Here is a 25,259-nt window from a genome sequence, read left to right on the forward strand (position 1 = left end):
AATAAACTGATAAAAATGAATCTAAGGGAAATTCAAGATTTTAGCGATCGCTAACTTCAAGCAAGTCAAACAGCTTCGGATGTGTTTATTGTAGCAAAACCTCCATCTAAAAAATAATTGGGACTTAGGCCAAAACTAAGTTGAGGGACAAAATTTTGTGAGAGTAAAAATTTAGGGCATAAGCATCTGTAGTGTTAAAGTTTTGAGCAGATAAAAGTTAACTTTTGACTTTTTATTTTAGACTTTTGGCTTTTATAAAGTAGTATAAACATCATCAGAACTTGGGCAAATAAACCCATAAACCAGGCTTTTTTGTAAATATCTATTGTTAAAAATAAAGATTTATCCTAGAAACCGGGCCTCCGCCTGGGTAAGTCTTAATAATGATATTATGTATTGTTTAGCTAAATTTGTAATTTAGACAATTATGCGAACCCATTATTGTGGCCAAGTAAATAGTAATAATATTGAAGAAACTGTGAACCTCTGTGGATGGGTAGACCGCCGTCGGGATCATGGGGGGGTAATTTTTTTAGACTTGCGCGATCGCTCTGGTCTTATCCAAATTGTCAGCGACCCAGAGCGCACACCAGACTCCTATCAAATAGCAGGAGATATTCGTAATGAATATGTTGTACAGATCACAGGTCGAGTCAGTCGTCGCCCCGAAGAGTCTCTCAACCCCAAACTTCCTACTGGGGAAATCGAAATTTACGCCGATGATATTCAACTATTGAATGGCTTAGGTAAACAACTGCCATTTCAGGTTTCCACAGCTGAAACAGAAGCAGTACGAGAAGAGTTGCGACTAAAATACCGATATTTAGACTTGAGAAGGGAACGCATGACTCGCAACTTATTATTACGTCATGAAGTTATCAAAGCGATACGTCGTTTTCTGGAAGACGAACAAAATTTTGTTGAAATTGAAACCCCGATCCTAACACGCTCTACTCCAGAAGGAGCAAGGGATTATCTAGTTCCCAGTCGCGTTCATCCTGGGGAATGGTTTGCCTTACCCCAATCTCCCCAACTTTTTAAGCAAATATTGATGGTGTCTGGTTTTGACCGTTATTATCAAATCGCCCGTTGTTTCCGGGATGAAGATTTGCGAGCGGATAGACAACCAGAATTTACTCAGTTAGATATGGAAATGAGCTTCATGTCTCAGGAGGAAATTCTGCAGTTAAATGAGAAGTTGGTAGCTTACATTTTTCAGAAAGTAAAAGGTATAGACTTACCTTTACCATTTCCGCGACTGACTTATACCGAAGCGATGGAACGTTATGGTAGTGATAAACCTGATGTTCGCTTCGGTTTAGAATTAGTGGATGTCTCTGACTTGATGAAAGATTCTGGTTTTAAGGTATTTTCCGGTGCCATTGCTAAAGGTGGGATCGTGAAAGTATTGCCTATTCCTGGAGGTAACGATGCCATCTCCAATGTTAGAATTAAACCTGGTGGAGACTTGTTTAAAGAAGCGAGTGAAGTAGGAGCAAAAGGTTTAGCTTACGTTCGTGTCAAAGAAGGCGGTAAGATAGATACTATTGGAGCTATCAAAGACAACCTCACCGATGAGCAAAAACAGGAATTACTCAAACGTACTAATGCTCAACCTGGTCATTTGCTGTTATTTGCCGCGGATGACGCAAATACTGTTAATAAAACCTTAGACCGCCTCCGGTTGGTTATCGGGGAACAATTAGGATTAATTGATCAGGATAAAATTAGTCTATTATGGGTGACAGACTTTCCCATGTTTGAATGGAATGAGGATGAACAACGTTTGGAAGCTTTACACCACCCCTTTACTGCACCTCACCCAGACGATATTAATGACCTCAAGACTGCACGAGCCCAAGCTTATGATTTAGTGTTTAATGGTTATGAAGTTGGCGGTGGTAGTCTGCGGATATATCAACGGGATGTTCAGGAAAAGGTATTTGAAGCTATCGGTTTATCTGCTCAGGAAGCTGATAATAAGTTTGGCTTTTTATTGGAAGCATTTGAATATGGTACTCCTCCCCACGGTGGTATTGCTTATGGTTTAGATCGGTTAGTGATGCTGTTAGCAGTCGAGGAGTCTATTCGGGATGTAATTGCATTTCCGAAGACTCAACAGGCAAAGTGTTTGTTGGCAAATGCACCCTCTGAGGTTGATAAAAAGCAGTTGAAAGAATTACACGTTAGTTCTATTTCTAAGGCGAAATCTTAGCCAGACTTACAGTACAAGGAGCAGGAAACCCACCCCCTTGCTGAACAAGTCTTTTTCAAGAATAGTAGAGGCCTTGCATGCAATGTCCCTACGGAGAAAAAAGTATATGGTTCGCAGTAGGGTTTTAGCCATTGAAATATTTACCTTAGAGCTAAAACCTTACTGCAAGCTTTAATTATAACTATTCAACCGGACATGATATAAAAACATTGATCATGCTTGATATTCAACATTCTACTATTTCCTTGATTTAATTCCAGTTTGCAAAATTTCTAAAACTTATTCCATTGGTTGTACTCCTACAGGCGTCAATACCCGTCTTCAAATTGGCTTGAGACCAAAACGATGTTCATCCATTGCCCAGAGTTCTACAGTTGCTTCTAGATATTCAGCTTTCAAAAGTTCAAATGAGTGACAGAGTTTTTTTTTCCATTTTCCTTATTCGGCTAGAGTTGCCGAAAATTGAATCTTAGGCTAGAGTTCCATTTCTAGTTGGGCTGGTCGCTCATTTAAACTCGGGTTTTATTTGAGTATTCCCACTTTTTTACTAGAATTACTGATCACTTAATTGAGATGCACTCCATTTGTTCACATTTTGCGCAAATATTATCCAGGAGTTACCAAGGGAGAACCCAGAAACTATTTTTTTAAATCAATTTTTTTAAATCAATTTTTTTAAATCAATTTTTTTAAATCAATTTTTTTAAATCAATTTTTTTAAATCAATTTCCCGGCCTCATTAAAACACCATCGGCATTGAATTCATCTCCTCTTCTTGCAACGCTGCAGACAACAAACCCATTTTCACCGGAACATCATATAACCTCCCCTTGCCAAAGCGCGACCAAAAATGACGCAACCCAGGCACAATAACCTTAACTACTTTTAACTCAATATCCGGACGAGTCTGATCTAATACCAAAGTTTCCATTCCTGCCTCTTGAGCAATTTTCACACAAGTCAAAACATCATCATAAATATCATCGCTCCAAAGCTTAGGATAATCTCCATAAACCTTAGCAGGTATTTCTGGATGGGGAGCTAAATAAGGATGACTTTCTAAAGTTGCTGTGGTCATCCATCTCTGGAGCCCTTCCTCCATCTGACTAATATCTTGCTGATCCATTCCCAACCCAATTTGATTTACTTCCGTTACTGCTCGCAGAATGGCAATTTTCGGGTCAAAATGCGCTCCAAAACCAGTAATAACTCGCTCATATTCTTCATTAACTCGACGAGATACGGCAGTAAAAGCAGGTATCCCTAAATCTGTAGTTAAATCTAATACCCATAACTCCCGCTGATTTTGTTCATAAAATTCTTGCACTTCCAATAAATAGGGGTCGTCAAAACTTGCTAAATCTACTCCCGGACGCTGCAAAGAATTATACCACCAAATTGCCACACTGTCGCGCTCAACTAATTCCATAAATCCTTGCAAAATTGCTTCTTCTATGGTATTGCCCGCAGCATTGCCATTGGAATCAGCTACACAAAAATTATGCTTTTTGGGCAATTTATAAGCATAATAACACCAAGCAGTAGGCAAATATTTGTGGGTCTCCTCCGTCAGTGACCACACTGGAGTCCATTCAATTTCTTGACTGGCATCAAAAGGTTGGGGGATCCAATCATGAGCCACTTTAGAATTAGCATTCAATTCCTCCCGGTTAGCATACTGAGTCGGACTAAAATGTAGACATCTTTCTGGATGAATACCTTGCTTTCCCAATTTGGCTAAAGTTGACTTTTTCCGAGGTTCGTCTCCCTGGAATATTCCCGAATAACGTTCGATCGCTTCACAAAAACCACTGGCTTTAGATTGGCGATCGCTCTTACCTTTACCTCCACTTTTATGACGCAGGGAACGACGCAAAGCACCGAGACTTTTCGCAGCACCAAAACTATGGATAGCACTGTAAGTATGAATTAAAGGATTTTCGGGGTCAGAAACTCGCACCAAAGCACTGACAACTCCTGTAATGGGACTAATCAATTTTTTGTAGCGTTTGGTTGTTTGGTCGGGAGTGAATGCCCGGTGACCGCCATCTGTGGTAAAATGCTTTTTGCGACTGCTGAGACTGAGAGGATAAGATGACATTTCTTGGAGTAACTTGGAATCTCCACAAGCTTCACATTGGGGGCGTTTACTCAAAATGTGAGTTGTTGTGGAGAAGTCGGTTTGGTTGAAAGTAACCACTTTTCCAGCGAGAGTAGTAAACTTTGGCATTTCTACCCCACTTTCTTTGACTATCCATTTCGCAACTTCCGTAGTTATAAGATTAATTCCCGTTGCCAAAGTTGAAGGAAGGAAAACAGGGGGAGGAGGCAAGCACCCAGTAACATCTCTTTTGCTAGCACTGGAGACAACAGATTTTTCTTTTTGTCGCAAAACTGTGGCTTCCACTTCCCGATGTCCCCGTAAACGTTGACTTAAGCATTCCCAACATCCTGTATTTTCTGGTTCAAATATGGGACCCAACCACAGGACTCCCCCTACTGGTTTTGCTAACAACCAAGGTTGGCTAGCTGAGAGGGCGGTTTTATTAATCTCTTTTAATTGTGGTTGGAGGTAGTCGTCGGTGAGAACAACTAATAGTGCCTTGCGGTCTGATGTGAGTGGGTAGTTTTCCCAAGGTTTAGTTTTGATACCCACTGCTGTTAAACTTTCGATTAATAAATCTGTGGTTGTTTCTCCCACTGAGGCGATATAAACCGTATTTTTTTGGAGACAGTCCGAGGCGAATTGGGGTTCGACATTCAGTAATGACCAAAATGCAGCGGCAGGTGGGGGTAGTTCGGGAGTTGCTTCTGTTAAATAACCTTTAGTTTTGAGGCGGTTAAGAACATATTCTACGTCTTCTGGGTATGCTATTTCTGCTAAAGTTTCACAGATTTCCTCAAAGCTATGTTGACCATCTAATAGGGGGATGAGTTGACAGTAGAATTCTCCGGTGAGGGCGTCGGTGGAATTTTCTCCTAGGAGGTAAACGTGCTTGGGTTCGATAATTTCGATGTGAAAGTGGGGTTTGATTTGTGGATTTGACATTATAATTATTTCAGTTAATTATGTGGGTTGGGTTGAGGAAGGAAACCCAACAAATACAAATTGTTAAGTTACCTCAAATCACCAGAAGGCCAGCACTATAATATTTTATGTAGTGTCTAGACCAATTGTCAGTATATAATCATAACATTGAGTCATAAATTATATACACAGGACTTAAGCAAATTGATCTATGGACGCCATTTGTTATAGGACGTGCTCGTGGGTAAGTCCTGATACAAAAACTAATCCGCAAAAATGGAGAACAGTTTTTGAGAAATGCTACAAGTCCTGAATATAATAATCTCATAGTCAGGATGAACGGTTGATTCTAATTAACTTATTTTTTAAGCTTTCAGTAGTTGAAATTGTCCCATGAATTCGGTTGGCAACTCCAACAAAGTTAGAATCTTCTGTACAAACAATTATTCCTTCATGGTTGGAATTAGCAATATGTAGTTGAATGAAATCACGACGATTTCGTGTCAAAACAGCTCGTCCGTTATTAACAGCAAATGCTAATACTTCTTCATCGGGGATTTGTAAATTTGCTTTACCTGCCGCTTGAGCAGTTAAAACATTATAACCCATATTTGTTAAATTTTTGACGACAGGCAATGGAAAGTTTTCATCTGCATAAAGTAGTACCATCTTATTCTACTTCTGTTTCCATGATGACTTCATTCTCTCGAATAGCACTTTCAATCTCTTCTAGATGTCTTTCTGCATAAACCCAAGCATTGACTAGATCAACAGCACTGAGGGTAGGAAATGCTGCCAAAATCTCAGGGTCGCTCATTCCTAAGCGGCGATCGCTCACCAATGACCAAACTGGAATCCGAGTTTTCCCAACACAAGCATCACCACCACACACATTGGGCGTTTTGTTAATTCCTTGGGAAGCAAGAGTTTGAGTTGCTAGTAGTCTCAAAGCTACATTTATAGCTTCATCGAGGGAACAATATTGACCACTTTGTACTTGATTACGAATAAATTTTTCTAGTTCTGGGTCGAGAGTTATTTCCATAATCTTATTATATTTCAAACTGAAAATTCCCAGGGGTATCAAATAAATGGCCAGAAAACCTGGAAACTTTCAAGTTGGGCACTCCTACCATATTACCACCTGTTGCAATAATTGTGAATTCAAACTGATAGATGGGCAAATACAGGGAAGTTTTTCTCTAGATCATCATCAGACTTGAAACAGAGCGATCGCTCCCTTCTACTTCTCTACAGATAGTGCAGAAAATTTGGGTGCAACATGACGGTACTGAAGATGCGATCGCTGACCAATTAGTCGAAAAAGGAGTACCTGCAGAAGATATTGTTTTGGCCTATCATCCACCATTACTCAGAAAATATACAGAATTTGCCGAAAGTTAATTAAAAGTACTTCTGTTGGTTAGTTTATACAACATGTACTATACTGTACTTAGTTTGACTTTGTCTAGTCCAAGTCGATGTCAAACATTTCTTTATTGCCAATACTTGTCTGTTGGCCAAAGACTCGTTGGCCATAAAAGCTATTGATTGACTTTTCCCCGTGGGGTAGTAATGAAAAAAGTAATTAATATAGACAACTTTTGCAACTTTATAAGTTAAAAATTAAAAAAAATTAAAAGTTAAAAGTTAAAACTCAAATGACATCCTCTCTATTCACTCTATCCCTAACTTCATTAGTCACCCTGATCCATGAAGATGACAATATCATATTACAAGCTCCCATCCGCAGTCCACTCAAAAAAACTACTCCAACTCGCCAAGTCAAATTTGAACATCCCTCCTCAGGTTTAATATCGGCATTAAATCATCTCAAGTCTTCCCAGAAAACCTACCCTCAACTTAAAGCATTAGTGGTAGCTGCTGATGGCGAGGAAGCGGGAGAAAGATTTGATGTAGAATTGGAAAAACTCATAAATACAGGTTGGGTTTCCCATTCCCTTTACCCCCTGGCAACAGTTATCCCAATAGTGGAAAAAAACTATCGCTTTAAGTCTCCAGAAATTGCACAACTACAAGGAAAATTTACCTTGTCCCGTTTTGCCTATTTACACCAAAGCCAAGGGAAAACCATCATAGAATGTCCCCTGTCTACTAGTCAAATAATTGCATTAGACTGGCGATGTGGTGCCTTGCTTGCCAAATTATCTCAACCACAAACCCCTAGCAGTTTGAGCGCAGATATTCCCGATATTACTGAAGAAATTGCCCAAAAATTCCTGGCTTTGTTGATGGCAACTCAAATGTTATCCCCAGAAACCGAACCCACCCCGCTGATGTATTGGGAATTTCACGACTTGCTATTTCACAGTCGCTCTCGGATAGGAAGACACAACAACCCAACTGGAGGCACAATGAGATTTTTTGGCAAAACTGAACCTTTGCCTATTGTCAAACCACCAATGAGTGACAAAGTTATTAAACTGGTGCAACCTAACTTAGAATATTTGACTCAAATTGACATTCCCTTGACAAAAGCATTGGAGTTACGCCAGTCTATTCGGGAGTACGATGAACAACCAATACGGTTGCAACAATTGGGAAAATTGTTATATTGTTGCGCTAGGATTAAAAAAATAGAGACTATGGAAACAGAGGAATTCGGTACACTGCATTTAAACTATCGTCCTTATCCTTGTGGCGGTGCAATTTATGAGTTGGAAATTTATCCAGTGGTGAACCGTTGTCAAGGTTTGGCAGCAGGGGTCTATCACTATCAACCTTTGGAGCATTGTCTGTATCAAATTTCGGCTCATGAAACACAAGTGGAGGCATTGATAGAGGATGCTTACAAGTCTAGTGGTGAACAAGATCAACCTCAAGTTTTGTTGGTAATAACAGCTAGGTTTGGGCGAATATTTTGGAAGTATGAATCAATTGCTTATGCTTTGATATTGAAGCACGTTGGTGTATTGTATCAAACTTTTTATTTAATGGCAACGGGGATGCACTTAGCTCCCTGTGCTTTGGGGATAGGAGATGCTGATAATTTTGCTCAGATAACAGGGTTAGATTATTATGAAGAGTCTTCTGTTGGGGAGTTTCTTTTGGGTTCGGTGAGGAACTAGTTATTACGGCGCTACCCCGTTTTTTCGGTAAAAATTTAGTTTCCGGAGATATCTAATAAGAATGTAGAGCACCGAATATATGGAGAGTTATTTTCTAATTATATTTCCCACTCCAAATACCCAAATGTATAAATAAATGGCTAGAAAACCTCGAAACTTTCAAACTGGATATTCCTACCACATTACCACCCGTTGCAATAATCGTGAATTTAAACTGATCCGACGCGAATGCAGGGAAGTTTTTCTCTATGCCATCAAGAAAGCTATTAAGAAGTACAACTTCAAACTGTACGCTCTCTGTATTATGTCTAATCACGTCCATTATCTTATAGAACCCGCCCAACCTGAAGATTTAGCTAAAATTATGCATTTTCTCAACTGGTATACGGCTATGTGCTTTAACCGAATGTTGAAGCGCACTGGACATTTTTTATTGGGAAAAACGTTATTTTGCTGATGGTTTTCCTCCAGGCGATGGGGAGCGAGCTATAAATACTCTTCGATATATCCATGGAAATCCCAAAGCTGCCAAAATACGCGGGGGGTTTTTCTACGACTTTAGTAATTATGGTAGTTACGAACGTTTGACTGATGATGGTCTCACGGAGTGGCATCCAGCTTTTTTGAAATTAGCCAATACTTTGGAAGGGTGTGCCCAGAAGTATAAGGGGTTTTGCAACAAATACAAGCCAAAACAAAAAACTCCCAAAAAGTCCCACTGGGGAAGTAGGCTTTTAGGGGGTATAACTCTCAATTTTGAAAAGCGATCGTCTCAAAAGACAAAAAAATCATCGACTTCCTTTGACTTTCCCCCGTGCCAGGTACCCCCGTGCCAGGTAACCGAAAAGCTAGAAGTAGCAAAGGTAGTAAGTCAATTTGTTGAAGCAAACAGACCGCCGAAGCAAGAGGGAAAGGATTTTTGACATTTTCTTGAGTTATGTGATACGCTAAAGTTCTTACTCGTCGTCTCCGTCGTAAGAACAGCTACAGAGTCTAGGGTGTAACCCATCACCAGAGGGCCCTGGGCCATTTGCCAATGGGCCATGGCCTTGGTTTCCTTCTGTGAGGTTCTCTTCTCTGAGTTCCTCCAGGGCAGGTCTAGCAACTAGGGAGCGAAAAACAGGTTGACTTGAGTTGGGCTGGATATTCTTTTTTCCCATGGATATTACCTCTGTTTGTTTGGATATAGATAATAGTAATAAAGTTTCTTTTTTCTGTCAATTATATTTCCCCCAGTTTGATTAATTTTTGAAACTTTTCTCTACCTGTCAGACTATTGAACGCAGGCGGGGGCGAGCGTGATTACACCAAAATCTGTTGAAACCCTCGCGCGGAGCGACCATAGATAAATTAGATTTTGAGCCCAGGCATTACTTAATGGCATTACTATTAGCAAGAGATCAGTTAACTTCTCCTCAAATAGACTACAACTTTGTAGGGAGGTTGCTTTGTAGGAACGTTCCCAGATAACTGATACAATTAACAACTATATTCGCCAATACTTTGGAAGGGTGTGCCCAGAAGTATAAGGGGTTTTGCAACAAATACAAGCCAAAACAAAAAACTCCCAAAAACTCCCACTGGGGAAGTAGGCTTTTAGGGGGTATAACTCTCAATTTTGAAAAGCGATCGTCTCAAAAGACAAAAAAATTATCGACTTCTTTTTACTTTCCCCCGTGCCAGGTAACCGAAAAGCTACTATTAGCAAGACCTTAGAGTGACCATTATGTACAAAAATAAAAATAATTTTAAATTATTGGTAAAAATTTCAGCACTTACTATGGTAAGTTATATACGATTTATAAAAAAACAGGAGTTAAACATTGGTAACTAATGACTAATAACTGATAACTAATAATTAATAACTGATAAAAGATGCCCGAAATTTCTTCAATTCCTGGAATCAAACAACTATGGGCAAAAACCAAAGGTAACTCTGAGGTTTGCGTGGCAGTGCTTGACGGTCTAGTTGACCTGAAACATCCTTGTTTTGAGGGAGCTAATTTGACTCAACTACCAAGCTTAGTTCAAGGTCAAGCTACTCCTCAAAGCGAGATGTCTCTCCATGGGACTCATGTGGCCAGTATAATTTTTGGTCAGCCAAACTCAAGCGTCTCTGGTATTGCTCCCCACTGTCGAGGTTTAATAGTTCCCATATTCTCAGACTATCATCGCCGAACTTCTCAGTTGAATTTAGCACGGGCCATCGAACAAGCGGTGAATGCTGGGGCTAATATTATTAATATTAGTGGGGGTGAACTGACAGATTATGGTGAAGCTGAAGACTGGCTTAACCGTGCGGTGAGTTTATGCCAAAATAATAATGTTTTGCTTGTTGCTGCAGCGGGTAATGACGGCTGTGAATGTTTGCATGTTCCGGCAGCACTACCCACTGTTCTAGCAGCAGGAGCCATGGGAGAAAACGGACAGCCCCTAGATTATAGTAACTGGGGCGAAAATTATCAGACTCAAGGTATTCTGGCTCTGGGAGAAAATATTTTAGGTGCTGAACCAGGAGGTGGTACAAGACAGTTGAGTGGGACCAGCTTTGCCACCCCAGTAGTGTCAGGAGTTGCTGCATTATTGATGAGTTTGCAGTTGCAAAGAGAGGAAAAACCAGACTCACAAAAAGTGCGTACTGCCTTACTCAAGACAGCTGTTCCATGTCATGCTCAAGAAAAACGCCGTTGTTTAGTTGGCCAGATGAATATTTCAGGTGCCATTGCACATATAACAGGAGAAACTATGTCAGAATCAGAACAAGATAATAGTAATGGTATTGAAGCTAGCTGTGGTTGTGAGTCAACTCCAGAAGCTAGCTTGCCAGGTTCAGTTGGCCTAGAAAATAGTCTACCGACTCCCGCCGACAATGGTGTGGTAGCTGCAGGGGTCGTTGAAGCTGGCGTCACGGCTTCACAACCATTATCATCAACTAATACATCTAATACATCTAATAATCAAATTTCTGCTATGCCAAATAATAGTCAAAGTAACAATAGTAATGGAATCACACCCAGTCAACCTCCTCAAGACGTGACAAATATAGTCTACGTTATTGGTACATTGGGTTATGACTTTGGAACTGAAGCACGGCGGGACTCATTTAAACAGTTGATGCCAGCAGTTACTATTGGAAATACCCAAATTCCAGCTAACCCTTATGATGCTCGTCAAATGGTGGATTATTTGGCGAATAATCTTTCGGAAGCTAAATCTTTGATTTGGACTTTGAATATGGAATTGACTCCTATCTATGCTATTGAAGCTGTGGGGTCATTTGCACGGGAAGTTTATGAAGCTTTGCAAGAGTTACTTGCAGGGGAAGTAGAAGCGGAAGATGCTGAGAGATATATTGAGCGGGTGAGTATTCCGGGAAAATTAACTGGGCGTACAGTTAAGTTGTTCTCAGGCCAAGTGGTGCCTGTGATTGAACCTGTTAGTCCTCGTGGTATTTATGGCTGGCGGGTGAATACATTGGTTGGTTCTGCTTTGGAAGCAGTTCGTGGAGAACAAGCAGAGGCTGACGATGAGCAAATGCGTCGGAGTTTGAGCAGTTTCCTAAATCGAGTTTATTACGATCTACGCAATTTAGGGCAGACTTCTCAAGACCGAGCTTTAAATTTTGCAGCTACTAATGCTTTCCAAGCGGCTCAAACTTTCTCTACAGCAGTGGCAGCAGGCATGGAGTTGGATAGTATTGCTGTGACCAAGAGTCCATTCTGTCGGATGGATAGTGATTGTTGGGACGTGCAGTTGAAGTTTTTCGATCCAGAAAATAACCGTCGGGCGAAGAAGGTGTTCCGGTTTACCATTGATGTTAGCGATTTCATTCCGGTAACTTTGGGCGAAGTTCGTTCTTGGTCTTCTCCTTATTAGAGGAGCGGCTAGGTGTAGGTTGGGTTGAGGAAAGGAAACTCAACCAGCCATCAGCAGCTGAGTTAAACTGATTTAATAGGATATAGTTTAAGACATAGTTAGTAGACTTTCCAAGTAGACTTTACTTCTCCGGTTCTCTACTACGAACTTAAAAACAAATAGCAACGATTTTGGTTATCAATCGTTGCCTAAATTCACAAAATCCTTGGCGGGCTACTGAGGCTCCTCCTTATGCCCAAATGCGCCCGCGACGAGGGAAAGGAGGTTTGCCTTCCCGCTTTTGGTCTTGAAACATTCCCTTCCAACGTCCATAATCTTCTAGACCTGTTGCCAATATAGTGTTCTCTTCTATTTTAAGCTCAGGTTGTTGGACTGGTTGTGATGGTGGAGAAGTTATTTCTGACTTAGCTTGAGGTGTTTTTTTGACATCTTTTTTCGACATGATCATCCTCCTTTTGACATTTCCAGGGATTGAAACACCCTGTATTTTAAATTAGTGTAACATTTAACCGACTCAAAACTATACGCTTTAAATCTGTACGGCATCACCAGTTAAAGTGATTGCTGCTACCTGCAAAGCTCGTAACATGACATTATGAATGCTGTTGCACACCCAGTGTGCAGTATATCCGCACTGAGGGCATTGAAACTTTTTGTGACCACTTAGTTTTTTGTGGTTCTGATCCCATTCAGGGTAGTATAAGACTCCTTTGAATTGGCCATCCTAACCATAAGATATAATCTGAGTTATATGTGGGATAATTATATTGCCAAAGCTAAAGCCTCACTACAAACAAAAATAGTTACCACCCCAACCAGAAGACATGATCTGATTATATGTGGGATAATTATAGGGTGCCGGATCGTTATAGTTAGCTCCGTGCATCAAATCCATACGAATTGCTACTAGGTCTTGACCCCGGCCGTGCTCCACATCTACTGCTAGATGAGGAGAAATAATATCGGGTCTTTTTACCGGAGCTGCTTGTTTAGGTAATCTCATATTTTTGACTAGACTATATATTCAATTAATTCAGTCTATTATACCTTATTAATCATAATAGAACAAACTTGACAATTCTTAATTGGTTGCCTATTTGCCAACTTTAGGTGTAAACTTAGTCTGGAAATGTAATTTATATTGAATGAATTGTGCCAGACTTTGCAGATATTCCCGGACTCACCAAATTATGGACTCACACGAAAGGAGACCCTCGCATCACAGTTGCCCTCCTCGATGGAACTGCTGATATAGAACGTGGTTGCTTTCAGGGGGCCAATGTTACGAAAATCAATTCTTATTGGCAAGAAGCAATAGAGCTTGACCCCAAAGATATAGACACCTACCGAGAAATTCAGAACTCTGATGAAAAAAGTGAAGTTAAACAGGCAAAACTGAAAGAAGCTATCCCAGACGAAATAACTTTACAAATTCTCGGAGCAGCTTTCCACGCGACTCATGTCTTTAGTAACATTTTCGGACAACCAGGAACTCCCGTGGAAGGTATTGCCTACAAATGTCGGGGCATTAATATTCCTCTTGGTTATGGTAATGACTATTATATCGACCCCATAAACTTAGCTCGTGGCATTAACCTAGCAGTAGACTTGGGAGCAAATATTATTCACTGTGCTGCCTGTCGCCCTAACCAAACTGGTATTGGTCACGAAATTCTAGAAAAGGCAGTACGTCAAGCTCAGGAAAATAATGTTTTAATTGTGGCTCCCACAGGCAATAATAAAGGTGAATGTTGGTGTCTCCCTGCTATTTTGCCTGGAGTCATGTCCGTAGGAGCAATGAAGGATAATGGTCAGGTATTCAAATTTAGTAACTGGGGCGGACAATATCAACAACAAGGTATTATTGCTCCGGGGGAAAATATTCTCGGTGCTCAACCAGGAACAGAAGAAACTGTCCGCCAAAAAGGTACCAGTTGTGCAGCGCCAATGGTGACAGCTATTTCGGCATTGCTGATGAGTTTGCAGTTGCAGCAAGGAGCATCTCCAGATGCAGAAGCAGTGAGGGCAGCTTTAACAAACAGTGCTATTCCCTGCACTTTAGAAGATACCGAAGAAATCGAACGTTGTATGTTGGGTAAACTGAATGTTGCCGGAGCTTATCAACTTTTGACAGGAAAGCAGTTAGAAGCAGTGGGAGTTTCTGCGGCTGAAGCGACCTCAGAAGAAGATGTAATATTGGAAGATAGTGGGGTTGATGTGGGGGAAGTTATTGTAGATGAAACTTCAGTAGTTCCTGCCCAGGAAAATGCTCCCATATCTTTTTCTCTGCCAGTGGGAGAAAATAGAGAGAGTCTGACAAATGTGGCAACAAATATCACTGCTGCATCGGGAGTAGAGCAAAACAATATCAAACCCACAAAAGTTTCTCAAACTGCTCATGGTGTTACCCCGAGTGCTCGCTCCAATATGATTTATGCTTTGGGTACCTTGGGTTATGATTTTGGTACTGAGGCACGACGAGACTCATTTAAACAGTTAATGCCAGCAGTGATATTAAACGGGGTACAAGTTCCAGCTAATCCCTATGATGGTCGTCAGATGGCTGATTATCTGGATGCTAATTTATATGAAGGGAAATCTTTAATCTGGACTTTCAATATAGAATTAACTCCTATTTATGCCCTCAGACCTGTAGGTGCATTTGCGGACGATATTTATGAAACTCTGCAAAATATGTTAGCAGGAGAGGTGGAGGCAGAAGACCATGAAGACTACATCGACAGGGTGAGTATTACCGGGAGGTTAACTGACCAAACAGTAAAGTTGTTTTCTGGGCAAACCCTGCCGGTGGTGAAAATAAACAGCCCCCGGGGAATGTATGGTTGGACGGTGAATAGCCTAATAGATAATGCTTTGGAGTCAGTTAGGACAGAACAAACAGAGGCAGAGGAGGAGGCAATACGGAAATCTCTGAGAAGTTTTTTGCAACGGGTTTATTATGATCTGCGCAACCTGGGTCAGGCAGATCGCGATCGCGCCATCAACTTTGCAGCGACAAATGCTTTCCAAGCAACGGCGACTATTTCTGAAGCAGTAGCTATTGGCATGGAGTTGCACAGTATAGAGGTAGAGAAGAGTCCTTTCTGTCGTTACAATAGTAACTGTTGGGATGTTAAGTTGAAATTTTTTAACCCAGATAATAGTAGGAGAGCCAAGAGAGTTTATCGTTTTACTATTGATGTGTCAGATTTAATGCCTGTAACTTTGGGTAAAGTGCGGTCTTGGTCTGTGCCTAAGTGAAGACAGGAGTTTTGTTTGTAGTTTTGCTCTAGCCCTAACAATATATGGGGTTTGAACAAAACTACGAAACTACGAAAGTAATCAAATAAATATTCGATGAAACTTTATTGTACCACACATTGTATCCCCTCAATAATTGGGGGTAGGGAATAATTCTACTGACCATGAGCAACCAAGGGAATTAAGAGAAGCTTGAGCACGGATAATAGAGTTGCCAGAGAAAGAATGACTCCTGCTTCACAGATGGGATCTTTAGATATACTCAAAAAAGTTGATTCCCAACTTACGGGTAGTGTTCACCAGAGACATAAAAATATTCCAAGATGCGATAGTTATAAGTGTCTGGGTAGAATAACTAACCTGGTAGTTCTCTATAGTAATGGTCAAGTAAAAATTGTGTCATTGTAATTATGTATGGGTAGTCTGGATAGTAATGGTAAGATATGAGATCTTGAGAGTAATAAAGTTCAGTTTGTACCAGATGTATTGTCCTAAATTCCAGCCTACTAAAATTATAAAGCATGAACATACTCACTATGGTAAGCCTCGTTTTCGTGCAGATAAAACCATACAGAATATTTAGAGGCTTTCTGGTCCGAAACCCTCTACTAGATATGGTGCTTCTGTGTAAGTTCTATATATTTGAGAATTTGAGAATATTCAAACAATAATCTCGACTACTATACTTTTCTGGAAATTTCTAATAGACCTCTCGAGTAATTCCGTAAACTTTTGTACTGCTATCTGTCAAAATTGAATTTTTGTCCTATCGAGTGAGAGCATCTTTCTCCAGTATGGTAACAAGACGCTCACACTAGTAACCCACCAGGAATATTCCATAGAATTTCCTGAGATTATTTTGCAGAAATTTCTAATACTTAATCCTTTAAAGTCGAACGCATAGTTGGAAACATAATGACATCCCTAATACTTTGAGTATTTGTCAGCAACATCACCAGACGGTCTACTCCAATACCCATTCCACCACAGTTAGGCATCCCCAGTGATAACGCTTGAATAAAATCTTCATCCATTGGGTGCGCTTCATCATCCCCTGCCTCTCTTTGAGCGATCTGTTCCTCAAAACGTTGGCGCTGGTCTTGTGGATCATTTAACTCGGAGAAACCATTAGAATATTCTGTGCCGTGAATAAACAACTCAAATCTTTCCACAAAACCTGGTTTACTATGATGTCTTTTTGCTAACGGGCTAACCTCAACCGGAAAATCAATCACAAAAGTAGGTTGAATTAAAGTTGACTCTACTTTTTGATCAAAAACTGCATATAAAAGATAACCTAAACTTTGAGTTTCTAATTTGGATAATTTCAGGTTTAATTTTTCTGCTGCTCGAATAGCTTCTGGCAACTCTAGGTTATCAAAATCTAGTCCTGTTTCATCCTTAACTGCTTCCACCATTGTTTTTACTTGCCAATGTTTTCCTGTGAAATTAGGATATTTTTGACTATAGTCATATTGACGTTCTAAACTAATAGTTTGCCCTTGATATTCTATCTGTTTTAAATCCCCCAAAATATTGGTTAAACTATAACAAATAACATCCTCTACCAAGCCCAGAATTTCAAAATAATCTGCATAAGCCTGATAAACTTCTAGGGAAGTAAACTCAGGATTATGAGTACTATCAATTCCTTCATTTCTAAATACTCTTCCTAATTCAAATACCCGTTCAAAACCTCCACAAATTGCCCGTTTGAGAAATAATTCTGTAGCAATTCGTAAATATAAATCTACATCTAAAGCATTATGATGAGTAACAAAAGGTCGAGCTGCAGCACCACCATAAATTGACTGTAAAATTGGTGTTTCTATTTCATAAAAATTAGCATCCCAAAGATATGTTCGAATACTTTGCATAATTTTGCTCCGCACTCTAAAACGCTGTAAAGCTTCAGCATTTCCAGCCAAATCCATTTCCCGGTGACGGCGACAAATTTCTGGGTCATTTACACCATAATAAGAGTCAGGAAAAGGAATAATAGCTTTGGAGAGCACATCCAATTTATTTACCTGAATTGATAACTCACCTCTATTAGTACGACAACCTATTCCTTCCGCACTAACAAAATCTCCTACATCTAATAATTTTTGAACTTGTTTAAAGCTTAAACCAGGGTCGCCCTTTACTAATTTTTTCTCAATTTTAAGTTGAATTTTTCCAGTTTCATCTGTTAGGTTAATAAAACCAATACTACCACTATCTCGCTTAGAAGTAATACGACCGCAAACCTTTAAGAATTTTTCATTGGGGTCTGTTTCTCCAGGTTCTAATTCCTTTGCTGGTGGAGAAAATAGATCTATTACTTGCTTAGTGGTATGCGATCGCTCTATGGCTTGACTAGGATAGGGGTCTATTCCTTGGGCGCGTAATTCATCAACTTTTTGTGAACGAACTTCTACTTCATTCCTGGTTTCGCTTTTAGCCATTAGTGATTTTACTCTTTAGATTATTAATCAAGAGGAAATAATACCACATTTTTATATTTTTGGGCTGTCACAAAAATTAAATTATTCCAAAATAATAAAATATATGGTTTATAGTAGAGCTTTAGCCCTCAGTATAGATAGAGCTTTTGCTTTACTATTAGCTTTAATTATAACTATTCAACCAGCAAATAAAACACAGGTCTGAATAAAAATTATCTGGCTTGTTTCCCAGTGACCAAATTGTTAAGATGACAGGACTGACCCACGGATATGAAATTATACACCATTTCTTGTCGGGGTTAACGGCCGAGTGCTCCGCAACATGAAAGCCCCTATCATAATTGTGGTCATGGTCATAGGTAAATCTTAAATGATATAGATATTACTAATGCTTGAGAGTAGTAAAAATAAGCCTTAAAAATTTGCATGAAACTGACAATAATATAACTATTACTTATCTTGAGAAGCAAATTTTTTGTAATCATCTTGAGCATCTGATAGTAACTTTTCAGCAGAAAGAATTCGTTCTTTAATTATTGGTGTGAAACCAGCTATTTTTTCCTTTCCACTGCGAACTTAAATAATAACCTCTTAAATGTCACTTATTCTAGAGACTCCACTACTCCTTGTCAACCTCACTAAATTCCAAATATCTCCACCACCCAATTCTGTAGACCGTTGTGCTAACCATTGAGAATTAATAACCTGAGAACGAGGTACAACTTCAAACAAAAAATATTCCCATAAAATTTTCAGACGACTTAGCTCCGGGAGCTCAAACTCAATAGGAGCTAATAAAATTTCAGACAACCTAGCCCCGGGAGCCCAAACTCAATAGGAGCTAAAATATAATAACTTTAACCATACCGTGCCAACAATAAAGTCAAATCATCATCAGTCCTCCCCGTTACCTTTGGCGAGCGCAAAAAATCCTCCAACTGCTTATTTGCCTCTTCTTCATTAGTAACCACCGTCATAAACTTAAACAAAGGAGCAAAAAACGGACTATGAGGCAACCCCATTGGCATTTTCAAAGCTAACATTTGCAACCCATCCGAAAAAATTGCTAAATGAACAAGTTTTCCTCGCCATATATTCACCTGAGCATTTTCTACACCTTGCTCTGAAATCAAAAAAGTTGTCTCATTAACATGTTCTCCAGTCTGAGGTGATGTCACTGGAAAAATATTCTCCTCTCCATCCCCTACAACTGCTGCACCATCTCCCACTTGAGCAGCAATAGCAAACTCTGGTGTTGCCACCACCAAAATCAAAGTTGCAGCCAACTCCCGCCCCTCAACCTCTCTAACCCGAGACTCAGCCAAAACAGCATTTTTCGCCGCCTTCAAAGTATCAACTAACAAAAATTGCCAACCAACATCATCTACTGGCAACAACTTTTGTTGGGAAATAGCCTCTACTGCAACACCAACAGCTATTTTAGCACCAACATCTCCCAAGTTAGACGAACCTGCACCATCAGCAACAGCAGCAACTAAAATTCCCTCCGGCAAAATCTGCCAATGATGTGCATCCTGACATAGTTGTCCCCGTTTCTCGTGACTCTTACCCGCCACTGATACCGATATCACTCGCCACTTAATTTCTGCTTCTATTGACATAACCTAATATTTACCAAACTTTTTTTTTCTTCAATGCACTAATTTAAGACTTACACACCCATAAAGTAACTCTGTCATTGCTGGGGAAAACACTTACAAAGCAGTCTGTAAAGATAGTAACCTCAAGTGGCCATAACTTTTTCCCAATGCGTAAGTCCAGCAATTGTTAATGAAAACTGCTATCATGACCACAGACAGATAAAATGGTGAAATAAGCCTAAGTTAGGTAACATCGAAAGTAGTAATATCCCACCAAAGTAACCCAAGCACAAAAAAAAGGTCTGTTGGGTTTAACTTCGCTCTACAAGGGTCTACATTGTTAAGTGTATCAGTCCAATAATGCTTGACATTCCAAATTTTAGCTCCAGATCCCAGTTTCTATATAAGTTCTGTTTATATAACTTTTTCTTCTTCCTTTCATAATTAAACTGCTCCCCATCCAGGAGGAGGTAGGGCGACTTGTTCGTCAACTTTAGAATGAGAAACTTGCTGCATACTAGCAGATAGCCAAATAAACATTTCTCGAAAATTAAGTCCTCTCAGTTTTAGGGGCGTTCTCTGAACTATTTCCCCCAACTTATCCATATTTGCTCCTTCCACACCCACTGCAAAGAAGGCAACATGCTTGTTATCCTCCTCCTGTTTAATGCGATCGCCAGCTTCTTTGAAAACTTTTTCTGATTCTCCTTGAGGTTCACCATCAGTAATCAAAAATACCCAAGGTCGATAATAAGTTATACCATTATTCCGATATTCTGACTTCCGGGCAGCAATCATATCTAGAGCTTTATGAATGGCAGTACCCATATAAGTTTGTCCTTGGGCCGTTAATATTGGATTTTCAAATTGGTCAGCGGTAATAAAGTCTTGGACAATTTTCACCTGATTATCAAAAGAAATAATAGCAACCTCTACCCGTTTTTTAGCCAAGTCATCAGTAATTAAATTATCTCTAAAAGTTTCCAACCCATCATTTAAAGCTTTAATAGGTGTGCCCGTCATTGATGCCGAAGTATCTAATAGTAACACACAAGGGCAACGAGGTTCGGGATTTTCTGCAAATTCTACTAATTCATCAAGTCTCATATTAATTTTGTTTTGGGTTATGTTATTTTCTGATTTTTGTCTCTGATTCTGAGACTTTAGTTCTACAATATTAAACGAATATTATCTTTTTTTATTAGTGGTAACAAATATTTTAATAATACTTGGGCTACTTTTTTAATCTTAACTAGAGAATTTAGGTTACCTCCAATTGATAAATTACACTCAGGACAATTATGCTCTCAAAAAGAAAAATGGTTTTTTGATTTTCAAGAACATTCTACTAAATTCAGTTTTTATTTTATGAGGTTTAACCTCAACTACTAAAAAGCCAGACTCAAACAGCTGGCTTTTTAGTAATTGATTTAATTGACCCCTGTAGCTAATTTAGACTTAGCCTCAGTTTTGATATTCAATTTTTTTTTACTGCAATCATGTCATATTTAGATATAACAAAACCCATGCTAGCAAAGCACATCTTTAAACCTCAAAAGCTTGTTTATCAAAGCTTTTAGTGTTTCTAATTTAAGTAGTAACTGCTATAATAATTAGTTAGCAGTTTTAAAATTAAATCTTTTATAGTATCAGCTAATTTTTTATATTTTTTAGCTAATTATTTAATTATTTTTTGTCTAGATTTACTGTCTTTTTTTTATTCTAGATATTTTCCTTTGAACTGACTTAAGTTTTCTTTTTTGACCTTCTCAAATATTTAGGTTCAGGTCAGAACCAATACTTGAAATTACAAATAAATCTATTAAGCCTAAATCTACACCGATTATTTTATCTTGTTTTATATCTGGTTTCATTTCTAGCACGGACTTATATTCTCAACTCAAAGTTACAAACAAGACCATTAGATTTCCTAGTAATTGATGTAGTTTTAATTACAAATATGTCTAGTAAGACTCTATTAACAATTACCTTTACATGACCTATCTTAGATAATTGAACTCTGTTACTTACAACCAAGATGTTGTTGAAACTGAGAATAAGTAAATCTCTTCTCGTGATTCAGATTAAGTCAGAAAACCTTAGCCTAGCAAAATCTTGATCAGACTTATGAGCTTTAAGCCATCTATAGAATAGATATTTTACCCGGCGTATTAAAACCGGGTTAATTTGTGTAAGTCTGATCAGGCAGGAATGCAGCAGCTACATTTGAGGTAAGCGACTAGCAGACAGGATGCTCGTACTACAGAAGCTTGAAAGTTAATACTTATACCTGAGATACTTAGAATCTACTGTAAGTATAAATGTATAAATATGTTATTATTTATTCCTAACTTCTGAGTCTTGACTTCTAACTCCTGACTACTTTCTTAGCAATAACTTTTCAGTTAATTCCTCTTCATCCTCTTCACCCCAGTTTTCCAGCCAATCTCCATCAATATTTTCGACATATAAACTAACATGATTAATACCCCAAGTTAGTCGATCTTCTTGCAAATTTTGGACAGCTTGAAAAGCTTGCCAAGCTTTTTCTAAACGTTCTTTATTTGATAGAGTTGTGCCAGTTGTTACCATATATCCTGCCTACTGTTAAAATGTATAGTTTTATTTTCCAAAATGAAGCAAAACTCAATAGGAATAGATCAATTCCTATCTAAAACAAAACTTAATGTATTTAGCCTCCTTTAAATGTTTGCTGTTATGCAGAATGAGATTTACTAATTGAATAACAGATCTATCTTGACTTGGGTTATAACTAACAAAAATACCCCGTCTAATTTTCCATTGTTGCAATGTATCTTTCCATTCTTTATATTTATAATTACAAAATTCACCTGATATAGTAGTGAGTTGTACACAAAGAGGTTTACCTGTGTTACTACTTACAATTACATCTGTTGCCATCGACAAATCTGCAATATAACGATGTACAACAAAACCATCACGACTTTTAATTTGACGGGCGATAGACTCTATTAATTGAGCATCTTTTTGATTAAACTCTCCTGATCTTAACTTTTGTTTCCATATATAGAATTTATGGTCATTTTTATTAAACCATTTTGGAAAAAGACTTTCATACCAGTATGTAATTGGAGATGGAAGGTGCTGCAAAAATATTTGTCTTTCTTCATTTGTTAAAGATTGTAATTTTAACCAAAATTCTCCATCCTTAATTAATTCTAATAAAAACCCTACTAAAAGCCTCTTTTGAGTTAGTGAGCCTGGTCTTATATCTTTAATCCAACGCCTGACTTCATCTAACCTCTGGGCTAAAGCAGGTTCGGTTGACCAGGCAAGACGGCTAAGTTGTTTTAGCTTAGGCTCGATTTCTCTTGCTTGCAATCACCCTCCTACATCAGACCCATTATAAGAATCTTTAAAAACTCTTATATTATAACTTATATTGTAGCGGTTGATTCTTAATGTTAAGGATATTAACAAACTATAAAAGATCAAAATATTGTCTTTAAAGACATCTGTAGTAATAATACATGATCATCTATTGACTAATTTCATTTTAAGTGGTATAGAACCTTCAATACAACTACAATAAGATTGCACATATAAATCTTAAGGCGGCTTAAAAAAAATAAAGATTCTTATGTTCATTCTAGGTTCACAATAATTATTAGCAGTAACTATAAATACAGAAAAGCAATGTCAGAATTAACTATTGAATCAATCTTACAAGAAAAACGTCTTTTCCAACCACCAGAAAAATTTGTCCAAACGGCCCAAATTAAAGGTATAGAGCAATACAAGGAACTCTACGAAAAAGCTAAAAGTAACCCAGAAGAATTTTGGGCAGAATTAGCTGAAACAGAATTAGACTGGTTCCAAAAATGGGACAAAGTTCTTGAGTGGCAACCACCCTTTGCAAAATGGTTTATTAATGGCAAAATTAATATCTCTTATAACTGTCTAGATCGTCACCTTACTACCTGGCGAAGGAACAAAGCAGCCCTAATATGGGAAGGAGAACCAGGAGACTCTCGCACTATAACCTATGCTCAACTGCATCGAGAAGTATGTCAAATGGCAAATGTCTTTAAGCAATTAGGAGTAAAAAAAGGCGATCGCGTCGGTATCTACATGCCCATGATTCCTGAAGCAGCGATCGCCATGTTAGCTTGTGCAAGAATTGGCGCCCCCCATACTGTCGTCTTTGGTGGATTCAGTGCTGATGCCCTCAAAAACCGCCTTGTTGATGCTGAAGCAAAATTAGTCGTCACTGCCGATGGAGGTTGGCGCAAAGATGCCATTGTTCCTCTCAAAGAACAAGTCGACAAAGCACTCATGGCAGGTGCCCCTAGTGTAGAAAATGTTCTAGTTGTCAAACGTACTGCCCAAAAAATTCAGATGGAACCAGGGCGCGACCATTGGTGGCACGACCTTCAAAAAAGTGCTTCCGGGGAATGCCCAGCGGAACCAATGGATAGTGAAGATATGCTATTTATCCTTTACACAAGTGGCACAACAGGTACACCCAAAGGAGTAGTACACACCACAGGTGGTTATAACCTTTATACTCACGTTACTAATAAATGGGCATTTGACTTACAAGACACAGATGTATATTGGTGTACTGCTGATGTAGGATGGATTACAGGCCATAGTTATATTGTCTACGGTCCCCTCTCTAACGGTGCCACTACCCTTATGTATGAAGGGGCACCACGGGCATCTAATCCCGGTTGTCTCTGGGATGTAGTCGAAAAATATGGCGTCACCATCTTCTACACCGCCCCCACTGCAATTAGAGCATTAATGAAAATGGGAGAACAACACCCTAACTCTAGAAATCTAACTTCTCTACGTTTATTGGGAACAGTAGGAGAACCCATTAACCCAGAAGCTTGGATATGGTATCATCGTGTTATTGGTGACAGTAAATGCCCAATAGTTGATACTTGGTGGCAAACTGAAACTGGTGGATTTATGATTACCCCCCTACCTGGTGCTACTCCGACTAAACCTGGTTCGGCAACTTTCCCTTTTCCTGGTATAATTGCTGATATTGTGAATGAGGAGGGAGAATCTGTTGATGGTAATAATGGTGGTTATTTAGTCGTTAAACATCCTTGGCCGGGAATGATGCGGACTGTCTATGGTGATCCTGATCGTTTTCGTCGCACTTATTGGGAATACCTACGCCCGAAAAATGGAGAATATATTTATTTTGCTGGTGATGGTGCTCATAAAGACGAGGATGGTTATTTTTGGGTGATGGGTCGTGTTGATGATGTGATTAATGTAGCAGGTCATCGCCTGGGTACTATGGAAGTTGAGTCGGCGTTGGTGTCTCACCCTGCTGTGGCAGAGGCTGCAGTTGTTGGTAAACCTGATGAGGTTAAGGGTGAAGATATTGTAGCTTTTGTGAGTTTGGAAGGGGGACGGGAACCTGATGAAAATTTGGAGAAGGAGTTGAAGCAGCACGTTGTCAAGGAAATAGGAGCGATCGCTCGTCCTGGAGAGATTCGGTTTACTGATGATTTACCAAAGACTCGCTCTGGTAAAATTATGCGACGGTTGTTACGTTCTCTGGCAGCAGGTCAGGAAATTACAGGGGATACTTCGACTTTGCAAGACCGTAGTGTATTAGATAAGTTACGCGCTGGTTCATAATAGGGCTACGGGTTCGTCAAAGGTTCAAAGTAATCTCTGAAACTAATAGATTTGTTGGCTCTGGGAAAATTGAAAATGCTCTAAATCTTACTTAAT

The 25,259-nt window shown here is 39.2% G+C and carries 19 protein-coding genes and 1 pseudogene; 8 read left to right on the forward strand and 12 right to left on the reverse strand.

Annotated elements, in window-relative coordinates; translation table 11 throughout:
* Positions 1 to 427: 427 nt before the first annotated feature.
* A complete protein-coding gene (aspS, locus tag TERY_RS11210; RefSeq protein ID WP_011611941.1) occupies positions 428 to 2,215 on the forward strand; it encodes an aspartate--tRNA ligase in 1,788 nt (595 codons plus the stop codon).
* 739 nt (positions 2,216 to 2,954) lie between these two features.
* Here aspS and TERY_RS11215 read toward each other — a convergent pair.
* From TERY_RS11215 to TERY_RS11225, 3 genes are all read right to left on the reverse strand, one after another.
* Positions 2,955 to 5,264, reverse strand: a complete 2,310-nt coding sequence (locus TERY_RS11215) for a TOMM precursor leader peptide-binding protein (RefSeq protein ID WP_011611942.1) — start codon at positions 5,262 to 5,264, stop codon at positions 2,955 to 2,957.
* A gap of 309 nt (positions 5,265 to 5,573) precedes the next feature.
* Entirely contained in the window at positions 5,574 to 5,912 is a 339-nt protein-coding gene (locus TERY_RS11220; protein ID WP_011611943.1) for a DUF5615 family PIN-like protein, read from the reverse strand.
* 1 nt (position 5,913) lies between these two features.
* A complete protein-coding gene (locus TERY_RS11225; RefSeq protein ID WP_011611944.1) occupies positions 5,914 to 6,288 on the reverse strand; it encodes a DUF433 domain-containing protein in 375 nt (124 codons plus the stop codon).
* Between the two features lie 215 nt (positions 6,289 to 6,503).
* Between TERY_RS11225 and TERY_RS11230 the strand changes: the two genes are divergently transcribed.
* The 3 genes and pseudogenes from TERY_RS11230 (at position 6,504) to TERY_RS27845 (ending at position 9,255) form a co-directional block, all read left to right on the forward strand.
* Positions 6,504 to 6,647 (forward strand): element excision factor XisI family protein, encoded by a 144-nt coding sequence (locus TERY_RS11230; RefSeq protein ID WP_011611945.1) that lies wholly within the window; start codon positions 6,504 to 6,506, stop codon positions 6,645 to 6,647.
* A 257-nt stretch (positions 6,648 to 6,904) separates the two neighbouring features.
* Positions 6,905 to 8,332, forward strand: coding sequence for a SagB family peptide dehydrogenase (locus TERY_RS11235; RefSeq protein ID WP_011611946.1), 1,428 nt, complete (start codon positions 6,905 to 6,907; stop codon positions 8,330 to 8,332).
* 136 nt (positions 8,333 to 8,468) lie between these two features.
* Positions 8,469 to 9,255 (forward strand): annotated as a pseudogene (locus TERY_RS27845) (transposase).
* Positions 9,256 to 9,288: 33 nt separating this feature from the next.
* On the opposite strand, the gene TERY_RS11250 reads toward TERY_RS27845, so the two are convergent.
* Positions 9,289 to 9,492 (reverse strand): microcyclamide/patellamide family RiPP, encoded by a 204-nt coding sequence (locus tag TERY_RS11250; protein WP_044136730.1) that lies wholly within the window; start codon positions 9,490 to 9,492, stop codon positions 9,289 to 9,291.
* 715 nt (positions 9,493 to 10,207) lie between these two features.
* On the opposite strand from TERY_RS11250, the gene TERY_RS11255 reads away from it, so the two are divergent.
* Positions 10,208 to 12,208, forward strand: a complete 2,001-nt coding sequence (locus TERY_RS11255; RefSeq protein WP_011611949.1) for a PatA/PatG family cyanobactin maturation protease — start codon at positions 10,208 to 10,210, stop codon at positions 12,206 to 12,208.
* A gap of 229 nt (positions 12,209 to 12,437) precedes the next feature.
* Here TERY_RS11255 and TERY_RS11260 read toward each other — a convergent pair whose 3' ends face one another.
* Positions 12,438 to 12,650 (reverse strand): cyanobactin biosynthesis PatC/TenC/TruC family protein, encoded by a 213-nt coding sequence (locus TERY_RS11260; protein ID WP_011611950.1) that lies wholly within the window; start codon positions 12,648 to 12,650, stop codon positions 12,438 to 12,440.
* Between the two features lie 345 nt (positions 12,651 to 12,995).
* The gene (locus tag TERY_RS11265; RefSeq protein WP_011611951.1) at positions 12,996 to 13,211 is read right to left on the reverse strand and encodes a cyanobactin biosynthesis system PatB/AcyB/McaB family protein; all 216 of its coding nucleotides are present in this window, start codon (positions 13,209 to 13,211) and stop codon (positions 12,996 to 12,998) included.
* A gap of 149 nt (positions 13,212 to 13,360) precedes the next feature.
* On the opposite strand from TERY_RS11265, the gene TERY_RS11270 reads away from it, so the two are divergent.
* Both TERY_RS11270 and TERY_RS32895 read left to right on the forward strand, forming a co-directional pair.
* Positions 13,361 to 15,469 (forward strand): PatA/PatG family cyanobactin maturation protease, encoded by a 2,109-nt coding sequence (locus tag TERY_RS11270; protein ID WP_011611952.1) that lies wholly within the window; start codon positions 13,361 to 13,363, stop codon positions 15,467 to 15,469.
* Positions 15,470 to 15,661: 192 nt separating this feature from the next.
* Entirely contained in the window at positions 15,662 to 15,877 is a 216-nt protein-coding gene (locus TERY_RS32895) for a hypothetical protein (RefSeq protein WP_155994395.1), read from the forward strand.
* Positions 15,878 to 16,347: 470 nt separating this feature from the next.
* Here the strand turns inward: TERY_RS32895 and lysS are convergent, their stop codons facing one another.
* From lysS to TERY_RS11300, 6 genes are all read right to left on the reverse strand, one after another.
* A complete protein-coding gene (lysS, locus tag TERY_RS11275) occupies positions 16,348 to 17,916 on the reverse strand; it encodes a lysine--tRNA ligase (protein ID WP_011611953.1) in 1,569 nt (522 codons plus the stop codon).
* Between the two features lie 591 nt (positions 17,917 to 18,507).
* Positions 18,508 to 18,726 (reverse strand): hypothetical protein, encoded by a 219-nt coding sequence (locus tag TERY_RS11280; protein WP_044136736.1) that lies wholly within the window; start codon positions 18,724 to 18,726, stop codon positions 18,508 to 18,510.
* A 47-nt stretch (positions 18,727 to 18,773) separates the two neighbouring features.
* A complete protein-coding gene (locus tag TERY_RS11285) occupies positions 18,774 to 19,538 on the reverse strand; it encodes a protein phosphatase 2C domain-containing protein (RefSeq protein WP_011611954.1) in 765 nt (254 codons plus the stop codon).
* Between the two features lie 423 nt (positions 19,539 to 19,961).
* Complete coding sequence (locus TERY_RS11290; protein ID WP_011611955.1) at positions 19,962 to 20,624, reverse strand: VWA domain-containing protein; 663 nt, start codon at positions 20,622 to 20,624, stop codon at positions 19,962 to 19,964.
* A gap of 1,272 nt (positions 20,625 to 21,896) precedes the next feature.
* Positions 21,897 to 22,109, reverse strand: a complete 213-nt coding sequence (locus TERY_RS11295) for a hypothetical protein (protein ID WP_011611956.1) — start codon at positions 22,107 to 22,109, stop codon at positions 21,897 to 21,899.
* A gap of 75 nt (positions 22,110 to 22,184) precedes the next feature.
* A complete protein-coding gene (locus TERY_RS11300) occupies positions 22,185 to 22,880 on the reverse strand; it encodes a hypothetical protein (RefSeq protein WP_011611957.1) in 696 nt (231 codons plus the stop codon).
* Between the two features lie 315 nt (positions 22,881 to 23,195).
* Between TERY_RS11300 and acs the strand changes: the two genes are divergently transcribed.
* Positions 23,196 to 25,163 (forward strand): acetate--CoA ligase, encoded by a 1,968-nt coding sequence (gene acs / locus TERY_RS11305; protein WP_011611958.1) that lies wholly within the window; start codon positions 23,196 to 23,198, stop codon positions 25,161 to 25,163.
* Positions 25,164 to 25,259 lie beyond the last annotated feature (96 nt).

This window comes from Trichodesmium erythraeum IMS101, from assembly GCF_000014265.1.
In the GTDB taxonomy this organism is placed as follows: Bacteria; Cyanobacteriota; Cyanobacteriia; order Cyanobacteriales; family Microcoleaceae; genus Trichodesmium; species Trichodesmium erythraeum.